The sequence below is a fragment of the Desulfosalsimonas sp. genome, assembly GCF_055149105.1.
This window is the reverse complement of the sequence record NZ_JBSRLA010000079.1, coordinates 1-13,687: the sequence shown is the minus strand read 5'-3', so window position 1 is coordinate 13,687 and position 13,687 is coordinate 1. Positions and strand designations below refer to the sequence as shown.

At 55.0% G+C, this 13,687-nt stretch carries 11 protein-coding genes and 1 tRNA gene; all 12 read left to right on the top strand.

The annotated features are described in order from the left end of the window. The first annotated feature begins 62 nt into the window (after nt 1-62). Nucleotides 63-138 (top strand) — tRNA-Trp (locus tag ACTCIA_RS14950). A 95-nt stretch (nt 139-233) separates the two neighbouring features. Next, the gene (gene secE / locus ACTCIA_RS14945) at nt 234-641 is read left to right on the top strand and encodes a preprotein translocase subunit SecE (RefSeq protein ID WP_463002608.1); all 408 of its coding nucleotides are present in this window, start codon (nt 234-236) and stop codon (nt 639-641) included. A 26-nt stretch (nt 642-667) separates the two neighbouring features. Further along, nucleotides 668-1,198 (top strand): transcription termination/antitermination protein NusG, encoded by a 531-nt coding sequence (gene nusG, locus ACTCIA_RS14940; RefSeq protein WP_181551577.1) that lies wholly within the window; start codon nt 668-670, stop codon nt 1,196-1,198. 19 nt (nt 1,199-1,217) lie between these two features. Beyond that, a complete protein-coding gene (gene rplK, locus ACTCIA_RS14935) occupies nt 1,218-1,640 on the top strand; it encodes a 50S ribosomal protein L11 (protein ID WP_181551578.1) in 423 nt (140 codons plus the stop codon). Between the two features lie 29 nt (nt 1,641-1,669). Continuing rightward, the gene (rplA, locus tag ACTCIA_RS14930) at nt 1,670-2,374 is read left to right on the top strand and encodes a 50S ribosomal protein L1 (protein ID WP_463002607.1); all 705 of its coding nucleotides are present in this window, start codon (nt 1,670-1,672) and stop codon (nt 2,372-2,374) included. 227 nt (nt 2,375-2,601) lie between these two features. Continuing rightward, a complete protein-coding gene (rplJ, locus tag ACTCIA_RS14925; protein ID WP_463002606.1) occupies nt 2,602-3,126 on the top strand; it encodes a 50S ribosomal protein L10 in 525 nt (174 codons plus the stop codon). A gap of 92 nt (nt 3,127-3,218) precedes the next feature. Continuing rightward, nucleotides 3,219-3,605: a 50S ribosomal protein L7/L12 gene (rplL, locus tag ACTCIA_RS14920; RefSeq protein WP_463002605.1), complete on the top strand. Its 387-nt coding sequence runs from the start codon at nt 3,219-3,221 to the stop codon at nt 3,603-3,605. Nucleotides 3,606-3,764: 159 nt separating this feature from the next. Next, nucleotides 3,765-7,865, top strand: coding sequence for a DNA-directed RNA polymerase subunit beta (gene rpoB / locus ACTCIA_RS14915; RefSeq protein WP_463002604.1), 4,101 nt, complete (start codon nt 3,765-3,767; stop codon nt 7,863-7,865). 27 nt (nt 7,866-7,892) lie between these two features. Then, nucleotides 7,893-12,311, top strand: coding sequence for a DNA-directed RNA polymerase subunit beta' (gene rpoC / locus ACTCIA_RS14910; RefSeq protein WP_463002603.1), 4,419 nt, complete (start codon nt 7,893-7,895; stop codon nt 12,309-12,311). A 169-nt stretch (nt 12,312-12,480) separates the two neighbouring features. Further along, a complete protein-coding gene (rpsL, locus tag ACTCIA_RS14905; RefSeq protein ID WP_410270448.1) occupies nt 12,481-12,852 on the top strand; it encodes a 30S ribosomal protein S12 in 372 nt (123 codons plus the stop codon). A 48-nt stretch (nt 12,853-12,900) separates the two neighbouring features. Beyond that, on the top strand, nt 12,901-13,371 hold the full coding sequence (gene rpsG / locus ACTCIA_RS14900; RefSeq protein ID WP_463002602.1) for a 30S ribosomal protein S7: 471 nt from the start codon (nt 12,901-12,903) through the stop codon (nt 13,369-13,371). 127 nt (nt 13,372-13,498) lie between these two features. Beyond that, on the top strand, nt 13,499-13,687 hold a 189-nt coding region (locus tag ACTCIA_RS14895; RefSeq protein WP_463002601.1), incomplete at its 3' end, for a GTP-binding protein.

Here is a 13,687-nt window from a genome sequence, read left to right as displayed (position 1 = left end):
ATACGCTTCACCGGGAAACCAAGTAAATTACCGCTGGCGGATTGGCCATGGGGAATTAATTCAGGCCAGTAGCTCTAACGGCAGAGCGTCGGACTCCAAATCCGGTGGTTGGGGGTTCAAATCCCTCCTGGCCTGCCAAAAATCAACGAAAAGCTCAAAGGTTGGGATGTCAGTGAAACCGCACCGATAAAAAGGCGTTTCAACTTTGAGCTTTCGATATTTTAGGAGCCGAAATGGCAAGAATGCAGAAAAAAAAGCCGGCAGAACAGAAAAAGAAAAAAAAGGATGCCGGCGATTCTGTCTCAGGCGGTGCTGATGACAACCAGGCGGCTGCAGCAGGCGGCTCTGGAAAAGGATCCGGAGTGTCAAGCGCAGCCGCGGAAAAGTCAAAGCCCGCCAGATCCGGATCCGCGAGCAGAGCCAGGGGTCAGAGTACTGTGCTGCGGCTGCTGGATCGATACTTTGGCAACTGGATTCAGTTTCTGCGGGAAGTCAAAGTGGAACTGGGCCGTGTAACCTGGCCGACGCGCAAGGAAACCGTCGGCACTACAGCTGTTGTATTGGTTTTTGTATTCATTATCGCCATTTTTTTGGGCGTTGTGGACATGGGATTGTCCAGCCTCGTCCGTTTGATCCTGTAGAATTGAGTTAACAAGGGAGTTAAGGCGTGGCGTTGAACTGGTATATCATCCATGTGTATTCCGGCTTTGAAAACAAGGTGAAGCAAAACCTTGAGGAGCGCATTGCCACCTGTGCCCATCCGGAAAAATTCGGCGAAGTTGTGGTGCCCACCGAACAGGTGGTGGAATTGGTCAAGGGCAAGCGGAAAACCTCCAGCCGGAAATTTTATCCGGGTTATATTATGGTCCGGATGGAATTGGATGAAGAAACCTGGCATCTGGTAAAAAATACGGCAAAGGTCACTGGATTTCTCGGGGGGCGGGACCGGCCTGCACCCATTTCAGATGAAGAGGCCGATCAGATTATTCACAAGATGGAAGCCGGGCAGCAAAAGCCCCAGCCCAAGTTTTATTTTGAAGTCGGAGACGAGGTCCGCGTCATCGACGGGCCGTTTACCAATTTCAACGGCACCGTGGAAGATGTCAGCCCGGAAAAAGGCAAGCTCAAGGTGCTGGTCAGCATTTTCGGACGCTCCACACCGGTAGAACTCGATTTCGTGCAGGTGGCGAAAAATTAGAACAGGAGATGTTTAAGACATGGCGAAAAAAGTCGTAGCCCAGGTAAAGCTCCAGGTGCCGGCGGGAAAGGCCAATCCTTCACCGCCCATCGGCCCTGCACTGGGGCAGCACGGGGTCAATATCATGGATTTTTGCAAGGCGTTTAATGCCAGAACGGCAAATGACGAAGGCATGATCACCCCGGTGGTGATCACCATATACCAGGACAAAACCTTTACGTTTATCACCAAAACCCCGCCGGCTGCTGTGCTGTTGAAAAAAGCCGCCGGCATTGCAAGAGGTTCGGGCAGCCCCAAGGCCGAAAAAGTCGGCAAGGTGACCCAGGCCCAGGTGGAAGAAATCGCCAAAACCAAGATGCCGGATTTAAATGCCCCGGACATGGAAAATGCCTGCCGGATCATCGAGGGCACGGCCAGGAGCATGGGGCTGGAAGTGGTATAAAGGTCAATAAGGAGCTTAAGGGAAAAACAATGCGTAAACGGAGCAAAAAATACAGGGATATCAAGTCCAGGTTTGATCTCCAGGAGCGGATGGATTTTGCTGCTGCGGTGGCTGCTGCGGTTGAGTCATCCTATGTCCGGTTTGATGAAACCGTCGATATTGCCACCAAGCTTGGAGTCGATCCCCGACACGCCGACCAGATGGTTCGCGGATCCGTGGTCCTGCCCCATGGTCTTGGCAAAGAGGTCAAGGTCCTTGTCTTTGCCAAGGGTGAAAAGGAAAAGGAAGCCCAGGAATCCGGGGCTGACTATGTGGGCAATGATGACCTGATCGAAAAGATCAAGGGCGGCTGGTTTGACTTTGACAAGGCCGTGGCAACGCCGGATGTAATGGGCTCTGTGGGAAAGATCGGAAAAATCCTCGGCCCGAGAGGCCTGATGCCCAATGCCAAGACCGGAACGGTCACTTTTGATGTGGCTCGGGCGGTCAATGAACTCAAGGCCGGTAAGGTGGACTTTCGGGTGGATAAAACCGGTATCGTTCATGCGCCCATGGGCAAGGTTTCCTTTGGCCCGGAAAGGCTGCTTGAAAATATCCGGGCGTTTATGGACACGGTGCTGCGCCTGAAGCCGGCGGCCAGCAAGGGAACGTATCTGCGCTCCATTGCCGTTTCCACAACCATGGGTCCCGGTTTCAAGGTGGACCCGGTGTTTGTCAAGGAACTGCTCAAGTAAGGTTTGCCGGTTATTGCTTGGACCCGCGATCCGGCCAAAAGGCCGGGACGCGCTTGCCATATATATCGATATGAATTGCGATATTTAATCATTAATCTGTCAAAGACCGTAGGTTCACCCCGTCAGGCGTGTATAATCGGAAAAATGAATTTCCGGCCTACTGAGGCAGGCTTTCTGATGCTGTGGAGGCCCGTGGTTTTTACAGATTCAGAAAGGAGGTGGAGTCAGTGTTAACGCTTTCGCAAAAGCAGGAGCTCGTTTCAGCCCTTCACGAGAAATTCGAGCAGAAAAAAATCCTTGTGCTCGTGGATTATAAAGGGCTCAATGTCACAAAAATCAACGATCTGCGTTCAAAGCTCAGGCAGGCCGGCATTGAGTTCAAAGTGGTGAAAAACACCCTTTTGATCCGGGCTGCGGAGCAAACCAATGTGGATTTGCTCCGGCAGCAGTTTGAAGGCCCCAGCGCAGTGGCCATGAGCTATGATGATCCGGTGGCGCCGGCCAAGGTGCTCTGCGAGTTTGCCAAGGATAATGACAAGCTGCAGATCAAGGCCGGGGTCATGGACGGCAGTATTCTTGACGCCGACGGCATCAAGCGGCTTTCGGAATTGCCGTCGCGCGAAGTGCTGCTTGCAACCGTGCTGGGCACCATGAATGCCGTTCCCACAGGTCTGGTTCGGGCCCTTAACAATGTTCCCGAGCGTCTGGTCTATGCCCTTAAGGCCATAAATGATCAGAAAGAGGCGGCTTAGGCCCTGATCCGTTTTTCCGGGCCCAACAATGCAACCATGAGTTTTAAAACTTACGCAAATGATCGTGTAAAAGAATACCAAGGAGATATCCAATGGCTGACATCACCAAACAGGATGTAATCGATTTTATTGCCAACATGACGGTTCTGGAGCTTTCCGAACTGATCAAGGAACTGGAAGACAAATTCGGCGTTTCCGCCGCAGCACCCGTGGCAGTGGCCGGAGCGCCGGCTGCAGGGGGCGAAGGCGCCGCAGCTGAAGAGGAAAAGACCGAGTTTGATGTGGTCTTGTCCGCAGTGGGCGACAAAAAGATTCAGGTTATCAAGGAAGTGCGCGCCATCACTGGTCTGGGCCTCAAGGAAGCCAAGGCCATGGTTGAAGAAGCGCCCAAGCCCGTCAAGGAAGGCGTGGTTAAGGAAGAGGCCGACAAGATCAAAGCACAGCTCGAAGGTGTGGGTGCCTCTGTGGAAATCAAGTAGCCTGCCTTTGTTCAGGCGCCTTTTATACGCAATTCGGCGCAAATGCATGCATAGCGCACAGACATGTGATCACGACAAAATTGCGAAAATCGGCATCGGGGCTTGCCCGGCTGCCGGTTTTCGCAAATTGATTTTAATACGATATATGCTGGAGACGAAATGACAGGAAATCCGCCGAAATACAAACGATTTCGGAAAAATTTCGGTCGCATTCAGTCCATTGTGGACATCCCGGATCTTATCGGGATTCAACGCGAATCCTACCAGCGATTTCTGCAGATGGGGGTTGCTCCCGAACAGCGCAAAGACAGCGGTCTGCAGGCTGTGTTTACCTCGGTGTTTCCCATAAAGGATTTCACCGGAACGGCTTCTCTGGAATTTGTTTCATACCATTTCGGGGAGGTCAAACACTCGGTCAATGAATGCATCAACCGGGGCATGACTCATGAAATCTCCGTCCGGATCCGGGTGCGCCTGGTGGTCTATGATGTAGACAAGACCACGGGTGTTTCCAACATCCGGGATATCAAGGAGCAGGAGATTTATTTCGGCACCATCCCCCTGATGACCGAACGCGGGACTTTTATCATCAACGGCACGGAACGCGCGGTGGTCAGCCAGCTGCACCGCTCCTCGGGCGTGTTTTTCGATCATGACAAGGGCAAGACCCATTCCAGCGGGCGGATCATCTACAGCGCCCGGATTATTCCGGTGCGCGGCTCCTGGATTGACATGGAAATTGATCCCAAGGATATCGTTTACGTGCGCATCGACCGGCGGCGCAAGTTTCCGGTCACCCTGCTGTTTAAGGCCCTGGGTTACACGGATGACGATATCCTGTCTTATTTTTACCATACCGAAAAAGTCTTTATTAAGGATGAAAAATTTGTCCGGAAGCTGAATCCGGAATTTCTCAAGGGCGAACGTCCGGGGGAAGACATTGTTCACCCGGAAACCGGAGAAGTTCTGGTCAGAAAAGGGCGGATGATCACCAAGCGCGCCATTCGGCAGCTTCAGGCCGCGGGCATGGAACATGTGCCCATGACCACAGATGAACTCCAGCAGCGTGTGATCGCCTCGGACGTGCTCCACCCGGAAACCGGTGAGGTCATTGCCCGATCCAATGATCCCGTAGAGCCGGATTTGCTTGAGCAGATGACTGCAGCCGGGGTGGAGTGGTTTGAACTCCTGGTCATGGAAGGTCCTTTTACCGGCCAGTCCATTCGAAAAACCCTGCTTCTTGACAAGGCCAAGACCAAGGAAGAGGCATTAATTGACATTTACAGGCGACTGCGGCCGGGCAACCCGGTGACCGCAGAGGTGGCCCAGGATTTTGTGGATCATCTGTTTTTTAAAACCGCCTATTATGACCTGTCCAGCGTGGGCCGGCTGAAACTCAATCATCGTTTAAATATTGACACCCCGCTGGACATGCGGACCCTGCGCAGGGAGGACATCCTGCAAACCGCCCGCATTCTGGTGGAATTGCGCGACACCCAGGGTACTGTTGACGACATTGACCATCTGGGAAACCGGCGGGTGCGTGCGGTGGGCGAGCTGCTGGAAAACCAGTACCGCATCGGGCTGGTGCGCATGGAGCGGGCTATCAAGGAGCGCATGAGCATGCAGGAAGTCGATGCGCTCATGCCCAATGACCTGGTCAATCCCAAGCCGGTGTCGGCCGTGGTCAAAGAGTTTTTCGGCACCAGTCAGCTCTCGCAGTTTCTGGATCAGACCAACCCGCTTTCGGAAACAACCCACAAGCGGCGCTTAAGCGCCCTGGGGCCGGGCGGGCTGACCCGGGACCGGGCCGGCTTTGAGGTGCGCGACGTGCATCCGTCCCATTACGGCCGGATCTGTCCCATTGAAACGCCGGAAGGTCCCAATATCGGACTTATTGTTTCGCTTTGTACATATGCCCGGGTCAATGAATACGGATTTATCGAAACCCCGTACAGGGTGGTGGAGGAAGCAACGGTTTCCAACCAGATTCGGCTGCTTTCGGCCTTTGAGGAAAAGGATCATCCCATTGCCCAGGCCAACGCACCGGTGGATGACAAGAACCGGTATGTGAACCCGGTGGTGATTTCACGGGTGGACGGCGAGTTCATGATGGTTGAAAAAGACCGCATCGAACTCATGGACGTCTCCCCCAATCAGCTGGTGAGCATCAGTGCCTCGTTGATTCCGTTTCTGGAAAACGATGATGCCAACCGGGCGCTGATGGGCTCGAACATGATGCGCCAGGCCGTGCCCCTTCTCAATACCGAGGCTCCTCTGGTGGGCACCGGTGTGGAAGGCATTGTGGCCCGGGATTCCGGAGTTACGGTTGTGGCCAGGCGCGACGGGACGGTGGTGGATGTGGATGCCTCCAGAATTGTCCTGCAGCATGATCCTTCAGATGATCCGTCCCAGAAGGATGTCACCATATACAACCTGGGCAAGTTCGTGCGCTCCAACCAGAATACCTGTTTTAACAACAGGCCCATTGTCAAGAAGGGCGAAAGGGTTCACGCCGGTGAAATCATAGCCGACGGTCCGGCCACGGACAACGGGGAACTGGCCCTGGGCAAAAACGTGACAGTGGCGTTTATGCCCTGGGGGGGGTACAATTTTGAAGACTCTATTCTGGTCAGCGAACGACTGGTCAAAGACGGCGTTTTTACCTCCGTGCACATCGAGGAATTCGAGGTGCTGGCCAGGGACACCAAGCTGGGCCGGGAGGAAATTACCCGTGATATTCCCAATGTTGGGGAAGAAGCGCTCAAGGACCTGGATGAAAGCGGTATCATCCGGCTCGGTGCCGAGGTGGGCCCGGCCGATATCCTGGTGGGCAAGGTCACGCCCAAGGGCGAAACCCAGCTCTCTCCTGAGGAAAAACTGCTCCGGGCCATATTCGGGGAAAAGGCCGGGGATGTAAAGGATACCTCGTTGCGGGTGCCGCCCGGTATTTCCGGAATTGTCACGGATGTCAAGGTGTTTTCCCGCCGGGGCGTGGAAAAAGACGACCGGTCGCGGGCAATCGAGGACGAGGAAATCGCCGCCCTGGAAAAGGACCGCGATGATGAGCTAAAGATCATCGAGGAGACGGCCAGAAACGAGATCATTGCGGCTCTGGCCGGCAAACAGTGCTCAGAAAGCCTCACTGACGGACAGAAGGTCCTGATTGCCAAAGATGTCCGGATGGAAAAAAAGATGCTGGCTGATATTCCCCTGGCCAAGTTCGGACAGATTTCCTTAAAGGACAAAAAGACCGAGGAAAAGGTGGCCGAAATCCTGTCGCGCTACCGCGAGCAGGCCGAAATGGCCAAATCCGCCTTTGAGCACCAGGTCAGCTCCATTGAAAAGGGCGATGAACTACCCCCCGGGGTCATCAAGATGATCAAGATCTACGTGGCCATGAAGCGCACCCTGGCAGTGGGTGACAAAATGGCCGGCCGGCACGGCAACAAGGGCGTTGTTTCCCGGATTTTGCCGGAAGAAGACCTGCCCTATTTTGCCGACGGCCGTACCGTGGACATGGTTTTAAATCCCCTGGGTGTGCCTTCGCGGATGAATGTTGGCCAGATCCTTGAAATTCATCTCGGAAGGGCGGCAAAGGGTTTGGGAGACCAGGTCAATGCGCTGCTGGCCGAGGGCAAAACCGGGGAGCTGCGCAAAAAATTCAAAAAAATCTTTTCCGGCAAGACGCAAGCCGATCAGATCAAGGATATATCCGATTCCGATGTTCAGCGCCTGGCTGAAAACACCTCTGAGGGGGTCTTTATGGCCACCCCCGTGTTTGATGGTGCCAGAGAAGAGGAGATCAAGGATCTGCTCTCTGAGGCCGGGGTCAGCCCGTCGGGTCAGGCAACCCTTTATGACGGCCGCACGGGCCTGCCCTTTGATGAAAAGGTCACTGTGGGGGCCATGTACATGCTTAAACTGCACCATCTGGTTGCAGACAAGCTCCATGCGCGATCCATCGGTCCCTATTCCCTGGTCACTCAGCAGCCCCTCGGGGGCAAGGCCCAGTTCGGGGGCCAGCGGCTCGGGGAAATGGAGGTCTGGGCCATAGAGGCCTATGGCGCCGCCCATTGCCTGCAGGAGTTTCTGACGGTGAAGTCCGACGACATGGCCGGCAGAACCCGCATGTACGAAAAAATCGTCAAGGGCCAGAATGTTTTTGAGCCCGGGTTGCCCGAATCCTTCAGGGTTCTGACCAAGGAATTGCAGAGTCTGGGCCTGGATATAACGCTGGTCGAAGAAGACAGCGAATAATTTTATTTTTCATGCAAGGAGATCGCATTGGAAACGATCTACGATTTTTTCATCAAGCCGAAAAACCCGAACCGCTATAAAGGGGTAAAAGTCGCCCTGGCCTCCTCGGAGCAGATCCGGAGCTGGTCGCACGGCGAGATCAAGAAGCCCGAGACCATCAATTACCGGACCTTTAAACCGGAACGGGATGGCCTGTTCTGCGCAAAGATTTTCGGCCCCATCAAGGACTATGAGTGCAATTGCGGCAAGTACAAGCGCATGAAACACCGGGGGGTCATCTGCGAGAAATGCGGTGTGGAGGTAATCCAGTCAAAGGTTCGGCGTGAGCGCATGGCCCACATTGACCTGGCTTCGCCCGTAACCCATATCTGGTTTCTGCGGAGTCTGCCGAGCAAAATCGGCAACCTGCTGGACCTGACCTTAAAGAACCTGGAAAAGGTTCTGTATTTTGACAATTTTATCGTGATCGATCCCAAGGACACGGGCCTTTCAAAACTGCAGCTGCTCTCTGAGGAAAAATACCGGGAGGCCCGGCAGCTTTACGGCAACAAGTTCGAGGCGGGTATCGGGGCCGAGGCAATCAAGATTCTTTTGGAGCGCGTCGATATCGAGGCCTTGTACAAGGAACTGCGTACCGAGATTATGGAGACCGGCTCTGATGCCAAGCGCAAGAAACTGGCCAAGCGGCTCAAGGTGGTGGATGCGTTTCGCAAGTCCGGGCTGGACCCCATCTGGATGATTTTAGACGTTATTCCTGTGCTGCCCCCGGATCTGCGGCCGCTGGTTCCGCTGGAAGGCGGGCGGTTTGCATCCTCGGATTTAAATGACCTGTACCGCCGGGTGATCAACCGCAACAACCGGCTGAGCCGTTTAATGGAACTCCGGGCGCCGGATATCATCGTGCGCAATGAAAAGCGAATGCTTCAGGAATCCGTTGACGTGCTCATAGACAACGGCCGCCAGGGCCGGGTGGTCACCGGCACCAACAAGCGCCCCCTGAAATCCCTGAGCGAGACCTTAAAAGGCAAGCAGGGCCGGTTCCGCCAGAACCTGCTGGGCAAGCGCGTGGACTATTCCGGCCGGTCCGTGATTACTATCGGTCCGGATCTGCGGCTGCACCAGTGCGGAATTCCCAAGGAAATGGCCCTGGAGCTGTTCAAGCCCTTTATCTATCATCGCCTGGAGCAAAAAGGCATTGTCACCACTGTCAAAAGCGCCAAGAAATGGGTGGAAAAGCGGACTCCCGAGGTCTGGGATACCCTGGACGAGGTGGTCAAGGAATACCCGGTGATGCTCAACCGCGCCCCGACGCTTCACCGCCTGGGCGTCCAGGCTTTTGAGCCGGTGCTCATCGAGGGAAAGGCCATCCAGCTCCATCCCCTGGTCTGCACCGCGTTTAACGCCGACTTTGACGGCGACCAGATGGCCGTGCATATTCCGCTGTCCATGGAAGCCCAGATCGAGGCACGGGTGCTGATGCTGGCATCCAACAATATTTTGTCGCCGGCAAACGGCAGCCCCATCATCGTGCCCACCCAGGATATCGTCCTTGGCATTTATTACATGACCCTGGGCCTGACCGGTGCCCGCGGCAGCGGGATGAAGTTTGCCGACACCCAGGAGGTGCGCGTGGCCTACGACGCCGGGGTGGTGGATCTTCATGCCAAGGTCACCGTGCGCATCAACGGCCAGCGGGTGGAAACCACGGTGGGCCGCGTGCTGTTGTGGGAAATTATTCCCAAGGGCGACAGCTACATCCTTCGTCACATCATGGTCACAGACAGGGACAGGGCCGATGATGTTGTGGAGGCAGTGGAGGAGGGCACCCCGTTTCGCGATCTCGTCAAGCCTTATTCCGAGGCGTTTGACAAGACCTATGAAGGAAATATCGGTCTTCTGGACGCCCCTGAGTTTCAGGAAATCTTCCAGCTGCCGGATTTTGAGGTGGAGTCGGTGTTTTCCCTGGATGAAGGCGATGTCAGCGGGATCATTCACGTGGGTGATCAATACCATGTATTCCAGGTTATCGAAAAGCGCTCTGAGATTCCTTTTGACACCATCAACAAGGTGTTAAACAAAAAGGCCCTGCAGGATCTGGTGGATTACACCTACCGGCACAAGGGGCCCAAGGCCACGGTGATTCTGGCCGACCGGCTCAAAAACATCGGTTACAGCTATTCCACGGCCGGCGGGCTGTCGATTTCCATTGATGCCATGATTATTCCGGAAAGCAAGTGGGACATTCACGCAGCTGCGGAAAAAGAGGTGGCCGAGATCAACCACCAGTACACCGAGGGTCTGATTACCCAGGGGGAGAAATACAACAAGGTTGTTGACATCTGGGCCCGTGCCACCGACGAGATCGCCAACAAGATGATGGAGGCAATGGAAAAGCCTTATATCATGACTGATCTGCAGAAGGATGCAGCTCAGGTCGATGATAAGCGGCTTGCCGACATGAGCGACAAGACCGGTGGAGAGACGGTCAACCCGATTTTTATGATGGCTGATTCCGGCGCCCGCGGCAGCAAGGACCAGATGCGGCAGCTGGCTGGCATGCGGGGCCTGATGGCAAAACCATCCGGCGAGATCATTGAAACGCCCATTACCGCCAATTTCCGTGAAGGACTTTCCGTGCTCCAGTATTTTATTTCCACCCACGGGGCCCGTAAAGGACTTGCGGATACGGCGCTGAAAACCGCCAACTCCGGATACCTGACCCGCCGCCTGGCAGATGTGGCCCAGGACTGCACTGTTATGGAGCATGACTGCGGCACGGTAATGGGCATTGAGGTCGAGGCCCTCCTTGAAGGCGGAGAAGTGATCCAGCCCCTTGAAGAGCGGGTGCTGGGCCGCATTGCCTTAGAAGACGTCCAGGATCCGTTCACCGACGAGGTGCTGATCCGCCGGGGTGATGAGATCGATGAATCCGGTGTTGCCCGCATCAGCCAGGCCGGGGTTACCAGCGTGAAAATCCGTTCGGTGCTGACCTGCCGTTCCCGGTTCGGGGTTTGTGCCATGTGCTACGGCCGGGATCTTGCCCATGGCGGGTTTGTGGAAATCGGCCAGACGGTTGGCATCATTGCCGCCCAGTCCATTGGCGAACCCGGCACCCAGCTGACCATGAGAACCTTTCACATCGGCGGTACTGCCAGCCGGCGGGTGGAGGAAGCTGAAATCCGGGCCCGGGTGCAGGGGATTGTCAAGTACAACAAGCTTAATGTGGCTGTGAATGCGGAAAACCGCAAAATTGTCATGAACCGCAGGGGTGGCGAGTTCTCCGTTGTTTCGGATTCCGGCAGGGAACTGGAGCGGTGTCCGGTGATTTACGGCGCAGACATCCTGGTCGAGGACGGCCAGCGGGTGGAAGCAGGTCAGCTGCTGGCTTCCTGGGATCCGTTCACCACGCCGATCATCACCGCAGTGGAAGGAAAGGTCAAATTCGGGGACCTGGTGATCGGCCGGACCCTGCAGGAACGGGTGGACCCGGTGACCGGCAAATCGAGCCTTACTGTGGTGGAATCAAAGGGAATGGACGCCCGGCCCAGGATTTCCATCAAGGACAAGGAAGGCAAAACCGCCAATATCCCGGGCTCCGGACCGGCGAGATATGTTTTGCCGGTCAACACCATTTTAATGGTCGAAGAGCACGATCACGTGCGGGCCGGCGACATCATCGGAAAAATTCCCCGGGAAACCACCAAGACCAAGGACATTACAGGTGGTCTGCCGCGTGTGGCCGAACTCTTCGAGGTCCGCAAGCCCAAGGAGGCAGCGGTGCTCTCGGAGATCGACGGCTTTGTGGCCATTGCCAAGGCCACAAAGAAGGGAAAACAACGGCTGACTGTCACCCCGGTGGATGCCGGTGAAAAGAAGGAATACCTGATTCCGCGCGGCCGGCACATCAGCGTCTATGACGGCGACTATGTCAAGGCCGGAGAACCGCTCACCGCAGGCAGCCCCAACCCGCAGGACATTCTGAGCATCAAAGGCGAAGTCGAGCTGGCCCGTTACCTGTTAAACGGGGTTCAGGAAGTCTACAGACTCCAGGGCGTTCGCATCAATGACAAGCATATCGAGGTGATCGTGCGGCAGATGATGCGCCGGGTCAAAATTCAGACCGTTGGCGACACTGCTTTTATTCCCGAGGAACAGGTGGACAGAATCGAATTTGAGGAAACCAACCAGGCGGTGGTGGAGCAGGGCGGGACCCCGGCCGTGGGCGAGCCGCTTATTCTGGGGATTACAAAAGCCTCTCTGTCCACAGACAGCTTTATCTCCGCAGCCTCGTTTCAGGAGACCACCAAGGTGCTGACAGATGCCAGCATCGCAGGTGCATATGACGGCCTGCGCGGGCTGAAGGAAAACGTGATCATGGGCCGGCTGATCCCCGCAGGCACTGGCCGGACGGAATACGGGCGGCCTGATATCGCCGCTGAATACTAAGCAGCGGTGTCCGGCCGTATCCGGTTGTGTGCGGGGCGGTTAAAAGGGTGCCGGCAGGTAAAAGAAAAAAGCTTGACACCACCATGATTTAAGGGTATTGTTTGTTATTTTAGCTTAGCACTATAAACATTGTGAATATATGAATGATTTGTAATGGATAGGGGATAGCATGCCGACGATTAATCAGCTGGTTCGCAAGGGCCGCAAGCAGATTCAGAAGAAAAAGGGTGCGCCTGCGCTTAAAGCTTCGCCGCAAAAGCGCGGTGTGTGTGTCAGAGTTTATACGGCCACGCCCAAAAAGCCAAATTCCGCCCTGCGAAAGGTGGCAAGGGTTCGTCTGACAACAGGGGTGGAGGTTTCCGCGTATATCCCCGGCATCGGACATAATCTCCAGGAACACTCGGTGGTTCTCGTGCGCGGGGGCCGGGTCAAGGACCTTCCCGGTGTCCGGTATCACATTGTTCGCGGTACCCTGGATACGCTTGGAGTGGCTGACCGGAAGCAGGGTCGGTCCAAGTACGGAGCCAAACGTCCCAAGTAACGTTATATCCGGGGCGCAACTTGTATCTGAAAAAAAATGGTGTAGGCAATGCCGAGAAGAAGAGAAATCCCTGAAAGAAAAGTTATTCCGGATTACAAGTACAAAAGTCCGCTCGTATCCCGGTTTGTCAATTCCGTAATGAAAGACGGGAAAAAGAGCACGGCCCAGTCACTGATATATGAAGCTTTTGATATTATTGAAAAGCGGATGAATGAGCCGGCCTTAAAGATTTTTGAGCAGGCACTGGGCAATGTAAAGCCCCAGCTCGAAGTCAAGTCCCGGCGCGTTGGGGGGTCCACATACCAGGTGCCCACAGAGGTCCGGCCATTGCGCCAGACCGCCCTGGCCATCCGGTGGATACTCACTTATGCGGAAAAGCGGCCGGAAAAAGGCATGGCCAGGAAACTGGCCGGTGAGTTTATGGATGCCGCCCAGCAAAGGGGCGCTTCGGTTAAGAAGCGCGAGGATACACACCGCATGGCCGAGGCCAACAAGGCCTTTGCCCATTACCGGTGGTAGCCGAAGATATTTTGGTTTTGATATTCCTTGCCCATCCAGTTTTCCCCTTTTGGATGGGCAAAGTATCTGATTGCAGATGATTCAGATTTATTTCAATGGCAAACCCGTTTGAGCAAGAGGGTGGAAAATGGCAAAGCAGAAGTTTGAGCGGAACAAGCCGCATGTAAACGTGGGAACGATCGGTCATATTGACCATGGCAAGACGACATTGACCGCTGCGATCACCAAGCATTGCGGACTGCGTGGCTGGGCGGAGTTTATTCCGTTTGACAAGATTGACAAGGCGCCTGAGGAAAAGGCCCGCGGGATCACGATT